A 19,412-nucleotide genomic window follows, 5' to 3' on the forward strand; every position below is an offset into this window, starting at 1 on the left:
CGGATCCTGTCCGCGCCGGCATCATGCAGGATCGGGATCCGCCAGTGTGTCCACCACCAGGCGCCGCAGCCAGGCGGTGCCGGGGTCGCTTTCGAAGCGGGCGTGCCAATGCACGGTTACGGATAGCATGGGCAAGGTGATGGGCAGCGGGCGTATCTGAAAGGCGTCGTCCCGGTTGAACCAGATCGCTGCCCGCAGGGGCAAGGTCATGGTGAGATCGGTGCGCCGCACGATCTCGGCCGCGGCGGAAAAATGCGGCAAGGTCAGATAGGGCCTGCGTGGCAGGCCGGCCTCGCTCAGGACGTCGTCCAGCAGGCGATGAGCGCTGGCGCGGGAGGCCACCAGGATGTGGTCCAGGCGCTTGTATTGGCTGCGTGTCAGCCCGGCCGACAGTACCGGATGGCCGCGCCTGCCCATGCAGGTGTAGCGCTCTTTGAACAGCTCGGCATGGCAGGTTTCGCTGCCCAGCCCGGCCAGATTGCCGATCGCGAGGTCGACCTCGCCCTCTTTGAGCGCCTGCGGCAGGCGTTCCAACGGAATTTCCAACACCTCGACTTGCAGGCGCGGCGCCAAGGCATGCACCCGTTCCATCAGCGCCGGCAGGAACACCATTTCGCCGATATCGGACATGGACAGCCGAAAGCGCCGGGCGCTGCTGGTGGGCTCGAAGCGCTGCCGCAGGTTGACGGCTTCCGCGAAGCTGTTCATGCCGCGCTCTATCGGTTCGGCAAGCGCGAACGCAACCGGCGTGGGCTGCATGCCGGAAGCCGTGCGCGCGAACAGAGGATCGTCGAATTTTTCACGCAGGCGCGCCAATGCGTAGCTGACGGCGGGCTGGGTCAGGTTCAGGCGCTGCGCGGCCCGCGTGACGCTGCGCTCATGCAGCACGGTCAGGAAAACCCGCATGAGGTTCAGATCGAAGTCCATGCATGCCCCTTATATCAGCTTGATTTATAAGATAAATAATATCCATAAATTTGACATATAAATAGTTGATTCCTAGACTAATTTCACAAGGCTAGGGCAGCGCTTGCCGCAGGCCGCACCATAGGGGAAGCATTGCCATGCACGCGTTGACGCTGCCGTCGTTGTTGTTGGAGCAGGGCGCCCGTTGGGGCGATCGCACGTGGGTGCAGGCGCCAGGAGGCTCGCTGCGTTATGGCGATGCGCCCGCGCATGCGGCGGCCTGGGCCGCGCGTTTGGCCTCGGCCGGCGTCGCCCGGGGCGACCGGGTCGGGCTGATGGCCGGCAACCGGCATGAATTCCTGTCCATCGTGCTGGGCTGCGGCTGGCTGGGCGCCGTCGTCGTGCCCATCAATACGGCGTCGCGAGGCATGCAGCTACAACACATTCTGGCCAACAGCGGCTGCAGATTGCTGGTGGCCGATGCGGGATCGTGCCCTGCGTTGGCTGGGCTGGACATGCAATCCTTGGATTTAAGCCGCATCTGGTTGCTGGATGGGAATGCGGATGCGCCGCCGCTGCCGGTTCACGCGTGTCCGCCGCCCGCGTTGCTGGACGCCCCGCTGGCGGCAGCGGCCGAGATCGGGCCGGGCGATACGCTGGCCATCCTGTACACCTCGGGGACGTCGGGCCTTTCCAAAGGCGTGTGCTGTCCGCACGCGCAGTTCTATTGGTGGGGCAGGATTGCCGCGCGCAACCTGGAGATCGCCGAAAGCGACGTGCTCTACACGAGCTTGCCGCTGTTCCATACCAATGCGCTGAATGCCTGCTTCCAGGCGCTGGTCACCGGCGCCACCATCGTCTGCGACGAGCGCTTTTCGGCCAGCCGTTACTTCGACCGGCTTGAGGCCACGGACGCTACCGTGACCTACCTGTTGGGCGCGATGGTGCCGATGCTGCTGGCGCAAACGCCTGCGGCGGCCGAACGGCGCCACCGCGCGCGGATCGCGCTGGCGCCCGGCGTTCCCGAACGTTTCCATGCGGCGTTTGCAGAGCGCACGGGCATTGCGTTGCTGGAAGGCTATGGGTCCACCGAGACCAACTTTGCGCTGGGCGGCACGCTTGCCGAACAGCGCCCCGGCACGATGGGACGCGCCGCCCCTGAATTCGACGCGATGGTGGCCGACGAACACGACGCCATGGTGCCGGACGGCTCCCCGGGCGAATTGCTGCTGCGCGCGCGCATGCCATACGCCATTGCCACCGGCTACTTCGGCATGGACGACAAGACGGTGCAGGCGTGGCGCAATCTCTGGTTCCACACGGGAGACCGCGTGGTCCGTGACGCGGACGGCTATTTCCGGTTCCTGGACCGCATGAAGGACGCCATCCGCCGACGCGGCGAGAACATTTCCTCGTATGAGGTGGAGCAGGTGTTGCTGGCTCATCCCTCGGTAGCAGCGGCGGCGGTCTATGCGGTGCGTTCGGAGTTGGCCGAGGACGAGGTGATGGCGGCGCTGGTCTACAAGGCCGGGCAGGCAGTCCCGCCCGAGACCTTGCTGGATTTCTGCCAGCCTCGCATGCCGTACTTTGCCGTGCCGCGCTACCTGCGCGTGCTGGAGGATCTGCCGCGCACCGAGAACGGCAAGATCCGCAAGTTCCACTTGCGGGATGAGGGCATTACCGGCGACGCCTGGGACCGTGACGCCGCCGGCTATCGTGTGGCGCGCTGAGCGCCATTGGTCCATTCAAACAGACAAGGGGCGGCAATGACGATGGCATACAAGGGTGCGGCGGCGGCCGCAGGCGACGATGCGCATAGAAGGCGTACGCGGCGCGTGGTGATGGCCTCCGTCGCGGGCAATGCGATGGAGTGGTATGACTTCTTCATCTACGGCACGGCGGCGGCGCTGGTGTTCGGCGAACTGTTCTTTCCCAAGGGGACCGACCCGCTGCTGGGTACCATGGGCGCCTTTGCGGGCTTTGCGGTCGGTTTCCTCGCGCGGCCCCTGGGAGGCGTGATCTTCGGCCATATCGGCGATCGGTACGGCCGCAAACTGGCGCTGGAGTGGACCCTGGGCCTGATGGGGGCTGCCACCTTCCTGATCGGGCTGCTGCCCACCTATGACCAGGTCGGCTTCTGGGCGCCGGTGGCGATGGTGGTGTTGCGCATCCTGCAGGGCGCGGCGGCCGGCGGGGAATGGGGCGGAGGCGTGCTGCTGATCAGCGAGGCGGTCGGGGGCAAGCGCCGCGGCTACTTCTCTTCCTTCAGCCAACTGGGCGTGGCGGGCGGCTTCGTGCTGTCGTCGGCTGTCTTCATGCTGGCGCAACAGCTGCCGAAGGACGCCTTCATGAGCTGGGGCTGGCGCTTGCCGTTTCTCCTGAGTGTGCTGATCTTCGGGGTGGGCTTGTATATCCGCAAGCACATCCCCGAAAGCGAAGAATTCGTGCAGGTGGCCAAGACCGCCAAGCGCGGCATGCCGGCGGTCGAAGTGTTCCGCCGCTATCCGCGCCAGGTCTTTACCGCAATGGGCCTGCGCGTGGCCGAGAACGGCGGGTCGTACATCTTCCTGGCGTTTGCGTTGGCCTACGGCAAGTTCCTCGGCATCTCCAACGACATCATGCTGGGCGGTGTGCTGGTGTCGATGTTCATCGAACTTGGAACGCTGGTGTGGTTCGGCCATCTCTCCGACCGCATCGGCCGGCGCACGGTGTATCTCATCGGTTCCGCCGGCCTGGTGCTGGTGGCATTCCCGTTCTTCTGGCTGGTGCAGACCAAGGAGCCCGTGTGGATATTCCTGGCTTTCTTCCTGGGCAACACGATCTGCCACGCCGCCATGATCGGGACCCAGCCAGCCTATTTTGCCGAACTGTTCCCCCCGGAAGTCCGCTATACCGGCCTGGCGCTGGGGCACGAACTTGCGTCGGTGTTTGCGGGCGGACTCTCGCCACTGATTGCCATGGCGCTGCTGCGCAAGTATGAATCGGCAACGCCCGTGGCGTGGTTCCTGGTGGCCATGGCCGCGATCACGGTGGTGACCTTGCTGCTGACGCGCGAACCGGCGCGCCAGGAGTCGGCATGACGGCGGCTCGTGGCCCGGGCATCGTCGGCGTGGGCGAAACGCCGTCGTTGCGCCACCCCGGTCCCGAGACCAGCACCGCCGGCCTGATGGCCGAGGCGATTGCCCAGGCGCTGCGCGGCGCGGGCTTGGCGCCAGGCCATGTGGATGGCTTGGGGGTGGCGTCGTTCACGCTGCGCCCCGATCGCGCGATCGATCTGGCGTGGCAGCTGGGACTGCGGCTTAACTGGTGCATGCAGGATGAGATGGGCGGCGCCAGCGCCATCAATTTGTTGCGCCAGGCCTGGCTCGCCTTGGAGGCCGGGCAGGCCCGGACCATCGTGCTCGTGGCCGGAGACCATTTCTCGGGCGCTGATTTCGCGGGACTGGTGCGCGGCTATAACCGCAGCGCTCAGGACTACCTCAGCCCGCTGGGCTGCGAGGGGCCGAATCCCTTGTTCGCCATGCTTACCCAGCGCCAGATGGCGCGGACCGGCCTCACACGCGAGGACTATGGCGCGCTGTGCGTGGCGCAGCGGCAATGGGCGGCAGGCAACCCCAATGCGGCGTATCGCCAGCCCCTCACCCTGGAGCAGTACCTGGCCGCGCCCATCGTCGCGGCGCCTCTGAGCCGCCTGGATTGCGTGCCGGTGGTGAGCGGCGCTTGCGCCTTGGTGCTGAGTGCGCGCCCCGCAGGAACCCGAGTGCGGCTGCTGGCCAGCGATGCCCGCTATAACGGCGACCAGCAGGAAGGAGACGGGCTGCAAACCGGCATCGCGGGGTTTGCGCCGGGGCTCTGGCAGCGCGCCGGCCTGGGTCCCGAACATATGGACGTGGTGAGCGTCTACGATGACTATCCGGCCATGGCGCTCGCACAGCTATGCGATCTGGGTTTTGCGGGGGCGGAGGATCTGCCGGGATTCATCGCGCGCCGCCTGGCGGCTCGCGACCTGCCGGTCAATACCGCGGGCGGCCAGCTGTCCGCGGGGCAAGCGGGCACGGCCGGCGGCATGCATGGACTGGTCGAGGTTGCCCGCCAGTTGCTGGGACAAGCCGGTGAGCGGCAGGTGCGCGCCGCGCGCCACGGCGTGGCGACTGGCTATGGCATGGTGCAACTGCGATATGGCATGTGCGCCAACGCGGCCGTGTTGGCCCGGGAGGAATCATGAGCGTCAACGTCAGCCAGTGCTGCGCTTGCGGCCATCTGGTCTATCCCGCCCGGCTTTGGTGTCCGGCTTGCGGCCACGGGCAGGCGCGGGCGGCGGCGGTGGAAGACGCGGTGCTGGAGGCTTGGACCGTGTTGCCGTCCAGGGATGGCGCGCCCGCCGCGATCGTCGCTACGGTCCGGGCGCTGCCCGCAGGACCGGTGCTGGTGGTCCGCCTTGAAGAAGCCCCTGGCCAGGCCGGCCAGCGCCTGCGGCTGTACGAACACGAGATGCAAGGGCGGCCCTTGCCTTGGGCCCGCGCCTTGGCCGGCCATGAAGCCTGAAACGCGCGCGCCTCAGTCGCCGCTTGCCGGCGCCTGGATCGCGTCCAGGCGTTGAGCCAGCGAGGCTGCCGACAACTCGCCGACGCGCAGGTCCACCAGACGTCCCTGGGCATCCAGGAACAGCGTGGCGGGCAGGCCGCGGTTGCTCATGTCGCGCGAGGCAGCGCCTTCGGGGTCAAGCAGCACGTTGCGCAGCAACGGCGCATGCTGCGCCAGGAACTGCGCAACGGCGGGCGATGCCTCGGCCTGGTTCAAAAAGACGAAATTCACGCCGGGATGCGCGGCCTGCGCCGCGGCGAAGGCCGGCATTTCGCGGCGACAGGGCGGGCACCAGCTTGCCCAGAGATTGATGACGGTGGGTTTGCCATGGAAGGCCGCGAGTTCGGCTGGCGCGCCATCGAGCTGACGCAGCGCCAGCGAGGCAAGTTCGGACGGCGCCTGCGCGGCGGGAGCCAGCCAGCGTCCGCCGCCGACCCAGGCCACGCTGGCCAGCGCCAGCGCGCCCAGCAGCGCGGCGGGCGGGGCCTTGCGGCGCACCGCCGCGTACAGGCCATAGACCCAGGCCGCGGCCAGCCCGGCCATGCCGGCCCAGCCGCCATCGCGCACGTCCAGTATCCGCAAGGGATTTTCCAGGAAGTGCGCAGGGTATCGCCAGACGAAGCCCAACCGCGCGACCACCAGGCCGATGACGAGGGCGCGCCACAGCACCGTTCCCATATCGGGTGATGCGCGGCTTCCGGCCGCGTGCTTGGGGCCGAAGAGTTTGGCGGCCAACAGGCCGATGGCCGCGGCGGCGGCAAGTACGAGCAACTCCGTGGGAAAGACGAGAGGACCGATGCGGATGGCGGGCGTCATGGGCGTACCTGCGGCTGGCGTTGCGGATCAGGCCGCATGCTGCAGCTTGGCGGGCGCCTGGGCGATGCGGCGCGTGATTTCGGTCGCGGCGCGGCAGATCAGTCCGGCCAGATAGTCCTCGCGGAACGCCGCGAAGGCATCCTGGGCGCCAATGATCGTGATGCTGCCCAGCACGTGGCGTTCTTCATCGAAGATGGGCGCGGCAATCCCGGTTTTTCCGGAATCCAGTTCCCCGGACGAGATGCTGTAGCCCGCCTTGCGCACTTGCAGCATGGCGCGGGAAAAGGTCTTCCAGTCATGGCCCAGCCGCAGCATGTCGGGCGACTGCGCGTGTTCATCGTACACGCGGCGCAATTGGCGCGGTCCCAGATTGGCCAGGATGACGCGGGCGGTTGCGCTGCGCAGCAACGGCATGTACCGGCCGCGCCCGAAATTCAGCGCCTGCGTATTGCGGCCCGGCTGCTGGTGCACGTTGATCACCTTATCGTCGTAACGCTCGCTTAGCAGCACATCCAGTCCTGTCTGGCTGGAGAGTTCCTCGATCAGGTCGCGGCTGACAGTCAGCATGGGGTCGTACTCGCGCATCTGCAGGTCCAGCGCAATGATCCGCGGACCCAGGGCATAGCCCGCAGGCAGGCGCACCAATAATCCGCAGGCGCATAGTTCCCGCACGTAGCGATAGGCGGTGGCGGGCGCGTAGCCGCGCAACTGGCAGATGGCATCCACGTCGAGGACCGGCCGGTCGGGCTGAAAAAGGTCCAGGACATCGAGCATGCGGCGAAGACTGTTCATGGGCGTGAGAGGTGGAAAGGCTGACGTGCTGCGAGGGTGCACCAAGGCAAGCGTATTGGCAAATCGCCTTCGCTCGCGCGGCGCGCACGCGTGCGTATAGGAGAAATACACGGATCTATCAAATAGATAATTCTAATAAATTATTTCGCCTCAATCTGCCAAAAGAAATTGCACAATTATCAAATTACGATAAAGTGGCAAAAAAAGGAGGCGGTAATCATGAGCGGTGCGAGTGTCTTGCTGAAGGCCCTGCGCGAGCAGGGCGTGGAAGTCTGTTTCGCCAATCCCGGCACGACCGAGCTGGATCTGGTGCGTGCAATGGAAGAGGTGCCGGGCCTGCGCTGCGTCGTGGGCTTGCAGGAGAACGTATGCACCGGCGCCGCCGACGGGTATGGCCGCCTAGCGGGCAAGCCGGCCGCGACCTTGTTGCACCTGGGGCCGGGCTTTGCCAATGGCATCGCAAATCTGCACAACGCGCGCCGCGCCCGGACTCCCATCGTCAACATCATCGGCGACCACGCCAGCTGGCATCTGGAGTGCGACGCGCCCCTGACATCGGATATCGAATCGCTGGCGCGCCCGGTGTCGGGGTGGGTGCGGCGCATCGCGTCTGCCCAGGACGCGGCTGGCGCCGCGCGCGCCGCCGTGCAGGCCAGCCTTGCCGACGGCGGGCAGGGCGCGACCCTGATCTTTCCGGCGGATTTCCAAGCCGAGAACGTAGCGCAGGAGCCGGCCGGCGCCGCTGCATGCGACGCCGTCCCGGGCTCGGATGAGTTCGATGCCGCCGCTGCATGGCAGCAGTTGCGCCGCGCGAAAAATCCGCTGTTCCTGCTGGGTGGGGGCGGGCCGTCCAGCGGCCTGGGTGGGCGAGCCCAAATCGCCGCCGCGCGCTTGTGCGGCCTATTGGGAGGCAAGGCGTATGCCGAGACCTTCCCCGCGAGGTCGGAGCGCGGCCGCGGCCTGCCGGATTTTGACCGGCTGCCGTATTTTCCCGAACCCGCGCGCGCCGCGCTGGACGCCGCCGATCTGGTGGTGCTGGTCGGCGCCTTGCCGCCGGTGACGTATTTCGGTTATGCCGGCCATCCCAGCCGGCTGGTGCCGCAAGAGCGCTTGCTGATGCTCGCCGCGCCTGGCCAGGACGCCGCGTCGAGGCTGGAAGCGCTGGCCGAATTGGCCGGGGCGCCGGCCGCCGGTTTTGCCCCGGCGGCGCTGCCCCAAGCCGCGCCGGGCGTCTTGACGCCGCAGTCCATTGCCGCCGTGGTGGCGCGGGCCTTGCCCGAAGACGCCATCGTGTCGGTCGAGGGCGGCACTTGCGGATATCCGCTATACGCGGCGTCCGCGGGCGCGGCGCGCCACACCGTGCTGACCAATACCGGCGGCGCAATCGGCCAGGGCTTGCCGGTTGCCATGGGCGCGGCAATCGCCTGCCCGGACCGCCGCGTCGTGGCGGTGCTTTCCGACGGCAGCACGCAATACACGATCCAGACGCTGTGGTCGCTGGCGCATGAAAACCTGCCGGTCACGGTGCTGATCGCCGCCAATCACCAGTACGCCATCCTGCGCAACGAGCTGCGCCGCGGCAATGCCGTGCTGGGGGAGCGCGCCGCTGAGCTTACCGCCCTGGACCGCCCGCGTATCGACTGGGTCGGGCTGGCCTCTAGCTATGGGGTGCAAGCCAGCCGCGCCGCCACCTCGGAAGAACTGGCCGCGCAGCTGGAATCGGCGCTGCGGCAGCCGGGACCTGTCCTGATCGAGATGGCGCTGTAGGCGCGGCGATCCATCCCTCTATATATAAGGAGCATTACAGAATGGACTTGCAACTCAAGGGGAAAGTGGCTGTGGTCACCGGCGGCAGCCTGGGCATCGGACGCGCGGTTACGGAGGCCCTGGCGGCCGAAGGCGTGCGGGTGGCGATCGTGGCGCGTCGCCAGGCGCAGCTGGACGAAGTGGCGGCTGAAATCACCCGGGCCACGGGCGTGGAGGTATTGGGCGTGGCGGCCGACGTGTCGGACACGAAGCAGGTCAACGCGATGATGCAACGCGTGGCGGAGCATTTTGGCCGCGTCGACATCCTGGTCAATGGCGCGGCCCACCCCGGCGGGCTGGTGCGCAGCGAGATCGACGAGGCGGATCCCGAGGGCCTGCTGGAGGACATCAATATCAAGGTGGTGGGCTACATGCGCTGCGCCAAAGCCGCTGCGCCGCACATGCGCCGTGGCGGCTTCGGGCGCATCGTCAACATTGGCGGCCTGACCGGACGCGGCAGCAAACAGCTGTCGGGCATGCGCAACGTGGCCATTTGCCATATGACGAAGACGCTGTCGGACCAGCTCGGTCCGCACGGCATTACGGTCAACGTGATCCATCCGGGCGTGGTCGAAACGCCCCACATCCATGAACTTTACGAAAAGGAAGCCGCCAGGCAGGGGCTGAGCGCCGCCCAGGTGGAGGCCAACTATGCCAAGGCCACACCCATACGCAGGGTGCTGCAGCCGGCGGAGATCGCCGATGCGGTGCTCTTCCTGGCGTCGCCGCGGGCAGGCGCCATTACCGGCGAGTCGCTGGGGGTGGACGGGGGCATCACGCGCGGCATCTTTCTTTGAAACGCTAACCCTCTTTTCGGGGAGTCTGGATATGCAAGGCACGATACTGGTCGGTACGGCCGGCCAAGGAATTCTGCGCAGCGTCGACGATGGCGCCACCTGGCACCGCCTGGGGCTCAAGGAAGCCATCGAGTTCGACGGCACGGTCCGCAGCCTGGCCGTGGACCCGGCAGACCCGCGCCGCGTGTTCGCCGGGGCCGACGCCGGCATGTGCATCAGCACCGACGGCGGCGCGCACTTCTCGCGGGTGGACAGCCCGATGAACGGCATGACCGTCTGGGCGATCGCCATCGACGCCAAGGATCCACGGCGCCTGTACGCGGGCACCGGCGCGCCGTCGCGCGCGGCCATGTTCCGGTCGGTGGATGGCGGCGCGAGCTGGGAGCGGCTGTCGCCCGAATTGCCGGAGTTTTGCCGCGGCGTGAACCGCCCGCGCATCCTGTCCGCCTGCGTGGACCCGGATGACAGCCGCGAGGTCTGGTTCGGCGTCGAGGAAGGCGGGCTGTGGCGCAGCCGCGATGGCGGCGACACCTGGACGCGCGAGGACGAGGAGGGCAACGCCGCGGCTATCTCCAACCCCGACATCCACTGCGTCGCGGTGCTGCCGGCCACGGCCGCAGCACCCAAGACCGCCATGGTGCTGACCGTGAACTCCGTCTACCTCAGCGAAGACGGCGGCCGGCGCTGGGACGGCGTGGCGTCCAAATCGCGTTTCGACGGCATGTACTACACCCGCTCGGTGCAGGCATTGCCAGACGATCCCGACACCGTGCTGCTGGCCATAGGCGACGGCACGCCGGGCACGCGCAGCAAGATCTACCGATCGTCCGACCGGGGCCGCAGTTGGCAGCCTGCGTTACTGCATACCGCGCCGAACTCCACGTTCTGGGCCTTCGGCGTGCACGCGGCGGACCCACGGCTGGCCTTCGCCGGCACCAAGTACGGTCATCTGTTCCGCTCCACGGACGGCGGACGCAGCTGGTTCAAGGAGTGGCGCGATTTCAGTGAAATCACCGCGGTGGCCTGGACGCCATACGCCGCGCCCGTGACCGCGCATCCCCAGTCCATCAACTGATACGCACTCCGAGACCGCCATGTCCACGATCACCACGCCCGCGCCGGCCGACCGCCGCCCGCGCATCGCCCGCACCCATCTGGCCCTGTTCGTGCGGGACCCTTACGCTTCGGCGCCCTGGTACGAATCCGTGCTGGGCATGCAGGAAACCGCGCGCGGCGAGCAGTGGGTGTTCCTGTCCTTCGGACGCAAGCACCACGACATCGCCCTGATCCGCGCGGCGGACGGGGAACCGGCCCGCGGCCCTATCAACATGCAGCACTACGGCCTGGAGATCGAGGGCGACGTGGATGAGCTGCGCCGCCTCTACGGCATGTTGCTGGCCAAGGGAGTGGACGTGGTGAAGATCACCGACCACAAAGTGGGCTACGGCCTGTACTTCACGGACCCCGACGGCCACCGCTTCGAGTTCTTCTGCGAAACCGTGCACGGCGACGAAGAGGGCAAGCGGGTCCTGCACGACCACAACGCGCCCAGCGTGCCCATGACGCTGGACCCGCTTTGAGCCCTCCGGGCGCCAACCGATTCCTGATTTCCCATTGACTGGAGCATTCATGAGCAACACCAACTTTGGCCCCTACCGCATCCGCAAATGGTATTTGCAGATCGACGACACCCTGGCCACGGAAACCGGCGAGCCGGCTGACGGCGAGCCGCTGCGCAGGATCGTCATCGCGGCGGCCCTGCACAACCCCTACGCGGGTCGCTTCGAGCGCGACCTGTCGGCCTACATCGAGCCTTCGGCCATGCTGGGTGAGGAGTTCGGGCGCCGCATCATCAAGGCAGCGGGAGGCCGCCCGCTGGAAAGCTACGGTAAAGCCTGCTTGGTCGGCACGGACGGCGAGTACGAACACGGCAACGCGCTGCTGACCACCGTGTTCGCCGAACCGGTGCGCGCGGCGCTGGGCGGCGGCAAGGCCTGGGTGCCTTCGACCGGCAAGCGCGGCGGTCCCGGCACCGCGATAGACATTCCGCTCGCGCACAAGGACGCGCTCTACGTCCGTTCGCATTACGACAGCGTGACAGCGCTGTTCGGCGACGCGCCCAATCGCGACGAGGTGCTGATTGCCTTTGCCTTCGCTACCCGCGGCCGTCTGCATGCGCGCCTGGGCGGCCTGAAAGCCAGCGAGATCGCCGGCAAAGACGGACTCTGCTGAAGGAAGCCGCCATGCAACGCCGCGACACCGACATCGCCGTCAATGGCATGAGCCTGCGCCTGACCGAATGGGGCCCCGGGGAGGGGCGCCCGCTGTTCATGCTGCACGGCATCCGTGGCTACGCCGAGACCTTCGCTGGCGTCGCGCAGGCGTTGCAGCCGGACTTCCGCGTCCTGGCCTATGACCAGCGTGGCCGTGGCGCCAGCAGCTGGGATCCAGGGCGCAATTACTACACCGACGCCTATGTCGACGACCTGGCCGGCGTGGCCGACGCGCTGCGCGTGGACAGCTTCGATTTGCTCGGCCATTCGATGGGAGGCATCGCGGCCATCGTCTTTGCCGCCAGATATCCGGCGCGCGTGCGGCGCCTGATCGTGGAGGACGCCGGGCCCGCGGCCTTCGAGGGCAGCGCGGGTGCTGCGCGCATCCAGCGCGAATTGCGGGAGACGCCGCAGTCCTTTACCGACCTGACCGCGGCGCGCGCGTACCTGCGCGCCTTGCGGCCCAGCGTTACCGAAGCCGCCCGCGAGGAAAGGTTGCGCCACATGCTGAAAGAGGATGGGGCGGGCGGCTGGACCTGGCGCCATGACCATGCGGGCATCGCCGCCACTCGCCTCAACCCGGACCCGGCGCGCGTGGTGGACCTGTGGCCGCAGGTCGCGGCCTTGGCCTGTCCGACCCTGGTCGTGCGCGGCGGGCGTTCCGATTACTTGCAGGCGCAGACCGCCCGCGAGATGGCGGCGCGCAACCCCAACGTGGAATGGATCGAGATCGAGGGCGCGGGCCACTACATCCACGACGACTGCCCGGCCGTTTTTGCACAGGCCGTCGGCGGCTTTCTGCGGGGCGCCTGAGGCGCAATCCGCGGAACGACAACAAGAATCCAAGGGAGAGCCGAGATGGCGCATATCGTAGAAGTGCCGGTGCTCGTGGTGGGCGCCGGACCGGTCGGCGTGACGCTGGCCAATCTGCTGGGCAACTATGGCGTGAATACGCTGGTGCTGGAGCGCAACCAGGACGTGCTGGATTATCCGCGCGCGGTGGGCCTGGACGATGAGGCCATGCGCACCTTCCAGAGCGCAGGCCTGGCCGACGACATGCTGCGCGACATGATCCAGAACGTGCCCATGCGCATGTACACGCGGACCAAGCGCTGCTATGCCGAGATTCTGCCCGCCACGCGCGAATTCGGCTGGTATCGCCGCAATCTGTTTTCCCAGCCCTTGGGCGAGCGCACGCTGCGCGCCGGCTTGCAGCGCTTTCCCCATGTGGCATTGGAACTGGGCACCGAACTGCTGGCGCTGGACCAGGACGAGCGCGGCGTCACGGCGCGGGTCCGCGAGGCCGGCGGGGCGGAGCGCGAGATCCGCGCCCAGTATCTGCTGGCCGCCGACGGCGGGCGCAGCACCGTGCGCGAGCGGCTGCTGCAGCTGCCGTTCGACGGCAATACCCATCCACGCAAATGGGTAGTCATCGAATGCGACCAGGATCCGCTGGACGCGCCTTACACCGCGCTGCACTGCGAGCCGCGCCGGCCCTACGTCTGCCTGCGCCTGCCGTACGGCCTGCGACGCTGGGAATTCATGTTGTTTCCGGGCGAGGACGGCGAGCAGATGCTGCGTCCGGAAAAAGTGCAGGAACTGCTGCGCCACCACGTGGCCGATCCGGCCCGGCTCAATGTCATCCGCGCCCGCGTCTATACCCACAATTCACGGGTTGCGCGTACTTTCGTATCGGGCCGTGTCTGCCTGGCGGGAGACGCCGCGCACCTGACCCCGCCCTGGATCGGACAGGGCCTGAACGCCGGCCTGCGCGATGCCTTCAACCTGGCCTGGAAGGTGGCCTGGATCGTGCAAGGCCGGCTGGCTCCGGCGGCCTTGCAGAGCTATCACGACGAACGTCACCGCCACGCGCGGGCCATGATCTCGCTGGCCGACATGTTCGGCGCCATGCTGTCGCAGACCAACCCCATCCTGGCAGCGTTGCGCGACACGTTTTTCCTGTCCATCCGGAATATTCCGAAGATCCGGGACTACGTGTTGCAGATGAAGTTCAAGCCCATGCCGCGCTACAGCAGCGGGGTGGTGGGGGACAGCGCGGAGAAGGTCCAGCGCGAGTGCATCGGCCGCATGTTCATCCAGCCGCTGGTCGAATGCGAAAACGGCGCCACCCTGCGCATGGACGAGGCGTTGGGCGCGGGCTTTGCCCTGATCGGCTGGCGCCGGGATCCGCGCGCCGGGCTGCCGCCGGCCTTGCGGGCGCAGCTGGACAAGCTGGGCTGCCGCTACGTCGCCGTGCAGCGCTCGCGTAGCGGCTGTCCTCCCGAGGATCTGCAGGCAGGCGCTTTGCCTGTGCTGCAAGACACTGAAAACGCCTTGCACTTCTGGTTCCAGCGTACCCGCGCCGACTGGGTCCTGGTGCGGCCGGACCGCTATGTCACCGCGTTGGGCCGGCGCGAAGACGCCGCAGATGCCCTGGGCCGCTTTGCCGCCCGTTTCGTGCCGGGCGCGACGCCAGGCGCGAGCCAGCCGGTGGCGCACCTTGCAGACGCGGTGCATACGGCAGGCGCCTTTCTGAACGGGGCGCAGCCATGAACGCGGCCGCCCACAGCGCAAGCCCCCAGGTGCGCAATGTGTTGTTCATCATGTGCGATCAGCTGCGCGCGGACCATCTGTCCTGCTATGGCGGCGCGGGCGCTTTGCGCACGCCCAATATCGACCGGTTGGCGCGCATGGGGGTGCAGTACGACCGGGCCTACGTCACTTCCGCGGTTTGCGGCCCGTCGCGCGCGTCCTATTACACCGGACGCTATCCCTTGTCGCACCGCGTGACGTGGAACCGGGTGCCGCATCCGGTGGACGAATGGTGCCTCGGCGAATACCTGGCCCAGGCCGGGTTGCCGCTGCACTTGCTGGGCAAGACGCACTTCGTGCCGGACCGTGACGGCTTGCGTGCAAAAGGCTATGCCCCCGAAGACGAGCAACGTTTCCTGCAGGGCGGATTCGTGCCCATCGAGCGCTACGACGGCCATTTCGAGCTGTCCAAGGACAGCCCGTACCGACGCTACCTGCGCGAACGCGGCTACGACAGCGAACGGCCGTGGGAAGACTATGTGGTGGGCAGCCAGGCGGCCGACGGCAGCATCGCCAGCGGCTGGTTGATGCGCAACGCGCCGCTGCCCGCCCGGGTGGATGCCGCCGATTCGGAAACGACCTACCTCACGGACCGCGCCCTGGATTTCATGCGGGGGCAGGGCGAAAAGCCCTGGGCGCTGCATCTGTCCTATATCAAGCCGCATTGGCCCTACAAGGCGCCGGCTCCCTACCACGCGATGTTCGGGCCCGAGGACTGCGTGCCGGTGGTGCGTACACAGGCGGAGCGGGACCATCCGCATCCGGTGCACGCGGCCTACCAGCGGCTGGAGGAGTCGGTCTCTTTCGCGCGCGATGAGGTCTGGCGCGGCATCCGTCCGGTCTACATGGGACTGGTCAGGCAGATCGACGACCAGGTCGGCCGGCTGCTGGATTTCCTGGAGCGTAGCGGCCGGCTCAAGGACACCTTGATCCTGTTCACCTCCGACCATGGCGATCACCTCGGCGACCACTGGCTGGGCGAGAAGGAGTATTTCTACGACAGCGCCATGCGCGTGCCCTGCCTGGTCTACGACCCTGCGTCCTCCGCCGACGCGACCCGTGGTACCCGCAGCGACGCCTTCGTGGAGTGCATCGATATCGTTCCCACGGTGCTGGAGGCGCTGGAGCTGCCGGCCGAGACGCACCGTATCGAGGGCCGCTCGTTGCTGCCCGGGATCCGCGGCGCGTCGGACACCGGGCCACCCGCGCGCGAATATGTGGTGGGCAGCCTGGACTACGCCTACCGCGAAGCGCGCCTCTTCCTGGGGCGCGGCGTGCGCGAATGCACGGGCCTGATGCTGCGCGACGAGCGCTACAAGTACCTGCACTGGCAAGGCTACCGGGGCCAGCTATTCGACTTGCGCGACGATCCGGGCGAGCTGCGCGACCTGGGCGCCGATCCGGGCATGGCGCCCGTGCTCGATCGCATGCGGTCCGCCTTGCTGGACTGGCACCAGGGTTTGAAGCGTCGCGCCAGCGAAACCGACGCGCAGGTGCGCGAGCGCACCCATGCACACGAACGGATGATGGGCATTCTGATCGGCCGCTGGTGAAGCGCGCTGGTCCTGATCTGGATTTCCAGCCGTGCGGGGTCTTCCGACTCCAGACGGCAAATCAGTCGCCGGACCTGACCGGAACGACACATACAAGGGGAAGTACCATGGGATCGCCGTACCGTTGTTGTTTTCAACCTGTATTGTGGGCCGCGCTCGCGCTGCTGCCGGCCGGGCAGGCTGCGGCCCAGGCCTGGCCGTCGGACACGGTGAAAATCGTGGTCCCGTATCCGCCAGGGACCGAGCCCGACGTGCTGGCGCGCGATCTGGGCAACCGCCTGTTCAAGGAAAGCGGCAAGACCGTGGTGGTCGAGAACCGCCCCGGCGCCAACGCCATCATCGGCAGCGACTACGTGGCAAAGGCAGCTGGCGACGGCAATACCTTGCTGATGGTGGACCGCCTGGCGCTGGAAACCAATCCCTTCCTGTACGCCAAGGTGCCATATCGGTGGCAGGAGGATTTCAAGCCCGTCACCGACCTGGGGCAGGTCCAGCTCTATGTCGCGGTCAGCAATGCCTTCCCGGCCAAGACGTACAGGGAATTCATCGACTACGCCCGCGCCAATCCGCAACGCATCAATGTGGGCACCGGCGGCCAGGGGCACGTGAATCACCTGGGCATGGCCATGCTGGCCAGCGCCGAGGGCGTGCAATTCACCTATGTCCCGTTCAAGGGCGTGGCGCCGGCCATGACCGCGACCATGGCCGGCGATGTGGACAGCGTGATGGCGGGCGGCCTGGCCGTGTCGGAGCAATACAAGGCGGGCAAGATCCGGGTGCTGGTGGCAGGGGCGGCGCAGCGGGCCGCCATGATGCCCGATGTGCCCACCTTGCAGGAGGCCGGCGGCAAGGCAGGCAGCATACCGTCCACGGTCTTTACCCTGTTTGCCCCGGGCAAGACACCGGACGCCCTGGTGGCGCAGATCAACCGGGCGGTGACGGCGGTCACCGCCGACCCGTCGTTCCGCAAGGCTTACGAGGCTCGCGGCCTGCTAGTGCGCGGATCCAGCCCCGAAGCGACCCTGGCCGCCATGAAAGAGGAGGCAGGCCGCTACGAAAGCCTGATCAAATCCGCTGGCATCAAGCCGGATTGACGCGGCTTGCGGGCGCGGCCCTCAGTCCGGAATGACGGCGGTCACGTCGATTTCCACCAGCCATTCCGGCCGGGCCAGCGCCGACACGATAATGCCGGTGGACACTGGAAACACGCCCTTGAGCCACCGGCCCACCACCTTGTAGACATCTTCGCGATAGCGCACGTCGACGAGGTACACGGTGAGCTTGCAGATGTGCGAGAGCTCGCTGCCGCATTCCTGCAGCAGCATGGCGACGTTGGCCATGGCTTTTTCGGCCTGGGCGGCGACATCGCCCACGCCGACCGATTCCCGGGTGTCCAGGTCCTGGCCGATCTGGCCACGCAGGAAAACGGTGTTGCCGGCGATCACGGCCTGGCACAGGTCGTTGTCCAGCCGTTGTTCGGGGTAGGTGTCGCGGGTATTGAATTTGCGGATGCGGGTGTGTGCCATGTTCGGGTCCTGGTCGTGGCGGATGGGTCTGCCGGCTATCGAGCCGTTCAGTGAGGAAGAATCTTGGAAAGAAAGCGGCGCGCCTGCGGGCTGGCCGCGTCGCGGAAGAAGCGGTCCGTCGGACTGTCCTCGATGATGGCGCCGTCTTCCATGAAGACCACGCGATTGGCCACGCGGCGCGCGAAGCCCATCTCGTGCGTGACGACCATCATCGTCATGCCTTCCTCGGCCAGCTCCACCATCACGTCCAGCACCTCATTAACCATCTCGGGGTCCAGCGCGGACGTCGGTTCGTCGAACAGCATGGCCATCGGATCCATCGACAGCGCGCGCGCGATCGCCACACGCTGTTGCTGGCCACCCGACAGCTGCCCGGGATGCCTGCCCGCATGGGCGGAAAGCCCGACGCGTTCGAGCAATGCGCCGGCCTTGGCGCGGGCGGAGCCGATGTCCCGGCCCAGCACGATCTGCTGCGCCAGGGTCAGGTTGCGCATGATGTCCAGGTGCGGAAACAGCTCGAAATGCTGGAACACCATGCCGACCTTGGTCCGCAGCTTGGGCAGGTCCGTGGCCCCGGTCACCGAGGCGCCATCGATCAGGATATCGCCTGCCTGGATGGGTTCCAGCGCGTTGACGGTCTTGATAAGGGTGGATTTGCCTGAGCCGGACGGCCCGCAGACCACGACGATCTCGCCACGGTTCACGCGCGTCGAGCATTGCTTGAGCACGTGGTGGCTGCCGTAGAACTTGTCCACGCCGCGGATTTCGATGATGGGGGCGGGCGCGTTCATTTGTCGTAGTGCCCCGCGCGGATGGACGCGCCGATCAGGTTCAGGATCAGCCGGCCCGCCGTGATGCAGGAAATCTGGTTCAGATCTTTCTCGGGCTGGATTTCGACGATGTCCATGCCCACCACGCGCCCCTTGCGTACCAGGCCGTGGATCAGCTTGCGTGCCTGCACGAAGGTGACGCCCCCGGGGGCGGGGCCGGCGACAGCCGGCATGGTGGCGGGATCCATGCCGTCGGCGTCGATGGTCAGGTAGTAGTTGCCGCCATCCGGAATGCGCGCCAGCACGGCATCCATGCCGATGTCATGCAGTTCGTAGGCGGTGACCAGTTCGGCGCCATAGGCGCGGGCCGCATCAAGTTCTTCCGGGCGGCCGCTGCCCTGGGCGCGCAGGCCGATCTGGATGATGCGGTCCACGTGCGGCATTTCCGAGGCGCGCCGGATGGGGCTGGACAGCCCGTCGCGCACGCCATTGACGTCGTCGCGCCAGTCCAGGTGGGCGTCTATGTGGACCAGCGTGATGGGGCCTTTCTGGTCCAGGCCGCGCAGGATGGGCGTGGTGATGCCGTGATCTCCGCCCAGCACGATGGGGACCGCGCCGGCGGCGGCGATGCGGCGCACCGCGGCTTCGGCGCGTTCGTAGTGTTCGCCTCGGGGCCGGGCCAGGTCGGGAATGATGTCGCCGCAATCCACGAAGCGGATGTCTTCGCGGCCTTGCAGCAGCGGCCCGTCGATGTCGAAGTCGTAATGGCCCGGGCGGCGCACCACGCGATCGGTCGCCTGGCGGATGGCCGTGGGCGCATTGGTCTGGTCATTGCTGAAATCCGCGGCGGAATAGGGTGATCCATAGGGCATGCCCAGGACGGCGATATCCGCCTGCAGGTTGTCCAGGTCCAGCGCCAGCGTGGAGTACAGCAGGGTCGGATGGCCGGTGCGGGGAGGGACCGTATAGGTGCTCATGTTCTCGTTTCCTTGGTGGA

At 67.2% G+C, this 19,412-nt stretch carries 19 protein-coding genes; 13 read left to right on the top strand and 6 right to left on the bottom strand.

Annotated features, from left to right (window positions below; genetic code table 11):
* Nucleotides 1-21: 21 nt before the first annotated feature.
* Nucleotides 22-927: a LysR family transcriptional regulator gene (locus tag VCS63_RS13590; RefSeq protein WP_323880054.1), complete on the bottom strand. Its 906-nt coding sequence runs from the start codon at nt 925-927 to the stop codon at nt 22-24.
* A 131-nt stretch (nt 928-1,058) separates the two neighbouring features.
* On the opposite strand from VCS63_RS13590, the gene VCS63_RS13595 reads away from it, so the two are divergent.
* From VCS63_RS13595 to VCS63_RS13610, 4 genes are read left to right on the top strand one after another with little or no spacing between them, the layout of a single operon-like run.
* Nucleotides 1,059-2,636 (top strand): ATP-dependent acyl-CoA ligase, encoded by a 1,578-nt coding sequence (locus VCS63_RS13595; RefSeq protein WP_323880318.1) that lies wholly within the window; start codon nt 1,059-1,061, stop codon nt 2,634-2,636.
* A gap of 36 nt (nt 2,637-2,672) precedes the next feature.
* Complete coding sequence (locus VCS63_RS13600) at nt 2,673-3,986, top strand: MFS transporter (RefSeq protein WP_112965521.1); 1,314 nt, start codon at nt 2,673-2,675, stop codon at nt 3,984-3,986.
* Nucleotides 3,983-5,131: a thiolase family protein gene (locus VCS63_RS13605; RefSeq protein ID WP_323880055.1), complete on the top strand. Its 1,149-nt coding sequence runs from the start codon at nt 3,983-3,985 to the stop codon at nt 5,129-5,131. The genes VCS63_RS13600 and VCS63_RS13605 overlap by 4 nt, the downstream gene beginning before the upstream one ends.
* The gene (locus VCS63_RS13610) at nt 5,128-5,451 is read left to right on the top strand and encodes a hypothetical protein (RefSeq protein WP_063961521.1); all 324 of its coding nucleotides are present in this window, start codon (nt 5,128-5,130) and stop codon (nt 5,449-5,451) included. Before VCS63_RS13605 ends, VCS63_RS13610 begins: the two co-directional genes overlap by 4 nt.
* 12 nt (nt 5,452-5,463) lie before the next feature.
* Here VCS63_RS13610 and VCS63_RS13615 read toward each other — a convergent pair whose 3' ends face one another.
* Nucleotides 5,464-6,306: a prolipoprotein diacylglyceryl transferase family protein gene (locus VCS63_RS13615; protein WP_323880056.1), complete on the bottom strand. Its 843-nt coding sequence runs from the start codon at nt 6,304-6,306 to the stop codon at nt 5,464-5,466.
* 27 nt (nt 6,307-6,333) lie between these two features.
* Nucleotides 6,334-7,098 (bottom strand): IclR family transcriptional regulator, encoded by a 765-nt coding sequence (locus VCS63_RS13620; RefSeq protein WP_042793504.1) that lies wholly within the window; start codon nt 7,096-7,098, stop codon nt 6,334-6,336.
* A gap of 219 nt (nt 7,099-7,317) precedes the next feature.
* Between VCS63_RS13620 and VCS63_RS13625 the strand changes: the two genes are divergently transcribed.
* The 9 genes from VCS63_RS13625 (at nt 7,318) to VCS63_RS13665 (ending at nt 17,213) form a co-directional block, all read left to right on the top strand.
* On the top strand, nt 7,318-8,865 hold the full coding sequence (locus VCS63_RS13625) for an acetolactate synthase large subunit (RefSeq protein WP_323880058.1): 1,548 nt from the start codon (nt 7,318-7,320) through the stop codon (nt 8,863-8,865).
* Between the two features lie 41 nt (nt 8,866-8,906).
* Nucleotides 8,907-9,701 (top strand): SDR family NAD(P)-dependent oxidoreductase, encoded by a 795-nt coding sequence (locus VCS63_RS13630; RefSeq protein WP_149064600.1) that lies wholly within the window; start codon nt 8,907-8,909, stop codon nt 9,699-9,701.
* A gap of 31 nt (nt 9,702-9,732) precedes the next feature.
* Nucleotides 9,733-10,776 (top strand): WD40/YVTN/BNR-like repeat-containing protein, encoded by a 1,044-nt coding sequence (locus tag VCS63_RS13635; protein ID WP_323880060.1) that lies wholly within the window; start codon nt 9,733-9,735, stop codon nt 10,774-10,776.
* Nucleotides 10,777-10,795: 19 nt separating this feature from the next.
* Nucleotides 10,796-11,281: a VOC family protein gene (locus VCS63_RS13640; protein WP_042793508.1), complete on the top strand. Its 486-nt coding sequence runs from the start codon at nt 10,796-10,798 to the stop codon at nt 11,279-11,281.
* A 49-nt stretch (nt 11,282-11,330) separates the two neighbouring features.
* Nucleotides 11,331-11,933, top strand: a complete 603-nt coding sequence (locus VCS63_RS13645) for an amino acid synthesis family protein (protein WP_323880062.1) — start codon at nt 11,331-11,333, stop codon at nt 11,931-11,933.
* An 11-nt stretch (nt 11,934-11,944) separates the two neighbouring features.
* A complete protein-coding gene (locus tag VCS63_RS13650) occupies nt 11,945-12,787 on the top strand; it encodes an alpha/beta hydrolase (RefSeq protein ID WP_323880063.1) in 843 nt (280 codons plus the stop codon).
* Nucleotides 12,788-12,832: 45 nt separating this feature from the next.
* On the top strand, nt 12,833-14,527 hold the full coding sequence (locus VCS63_RS13655; RefSeq protein ID WP_323880064.1) for a bifunctional 3-(3-hydroxy-phenyl)propionate/3-hydroxycinnamic acid hydroxylase: 1,695 nt from the start codon (nt 12,833-12,835) through the stop codon (nt 14,525-14,527).
* Nucleotides 14,524-16,119 carry a sulfatase-like hydrolase/transferase gene (locus VCS63_RS13660; RefSeq protein WP_323880065.1) on the top strand — a complete coding sequence of 532 codons (1,596 nt, stop codon included), beginning with the start codon at nt 14,524-14,526 and terminating at the stop codon, nt 16,117-16,119. The genes VCS63_RS13655 and VCS63_RS13660 overlap by 4 nt, the downstream gene beginning before the upstream one ends.
* 107 nt (nt 16,120-16,226) lie before the next feature.
* Nucleotides 16,227-17,213: a Bug family tripartite tricarboxylate transporter substrate binding protein gene (locus tag VCS63_RS13665; protein ID WP_042793513.1), complete on the top strand. Its 987-nt coding sequence runs from the start codon at nt 16,227-16,229 to the stop codon at nt 17,211-17,213.
* Nucleotides 17,214-17,234: 21 nt separating this feature from the next.
* Here the strand turns inward: VCS63_RS13665 and VCS63_RS13670 are convergent, their stop codons facing one another.
* The 3 genes from VCS63_RS13670 to VCS63_RS13680 are packed head-to-tail and all read right to left on the bottom strand — an operon-like array spanning nt 17,235 to nt 19,392.
* Nucleotides 17,235-17,645 (bottom strand): RidA family protein, encoded by a 411-nt coding sequence (locus tag VCS63_RS13670; protein ID WP_323880067.1) that lies wholly within the window; start codon nt 17,643-17,645, stop codon nt 17,235-17,237.
* Nucleotides 17,646-17,692: 47 nt separating this feature from the next.
* Entirely contained in the window at nt 17,693-18,436 is a 744-nt protein-coding gene (locus tag VCS63_RS13675; RefSeq protein ID WP_416379190.1) for an amino acid ABC transporter ATP-binding protein, read from the bottom strand.
* Nucleotides 18,433-19,392, bottom strand: a complete 960-nt coding sequence (locus VCS63_RS13680; protein WP_112965530.1) for an agmatinase — start codon at nt 19,390-19,392, stop codon at nt 18,433-18,435. Before VCS63_RS13680 ends, VCS63_RS13675 begins: the two co-directional genes overlap by 4 nt.
* Nucleotides 19,393-19,412: the final 20 nt, after the last annotated feature.

It is taken from the genome of Achromobacter sp. D10 (assembly GCF_035282245.1).
Classification (GTDB): Bacteria; Pseudomonadota; Gammaproteobacteria; order Burkholderiales; family Burkholderiaceae_B; genus Achromobacter; species Achromobacter insolitus.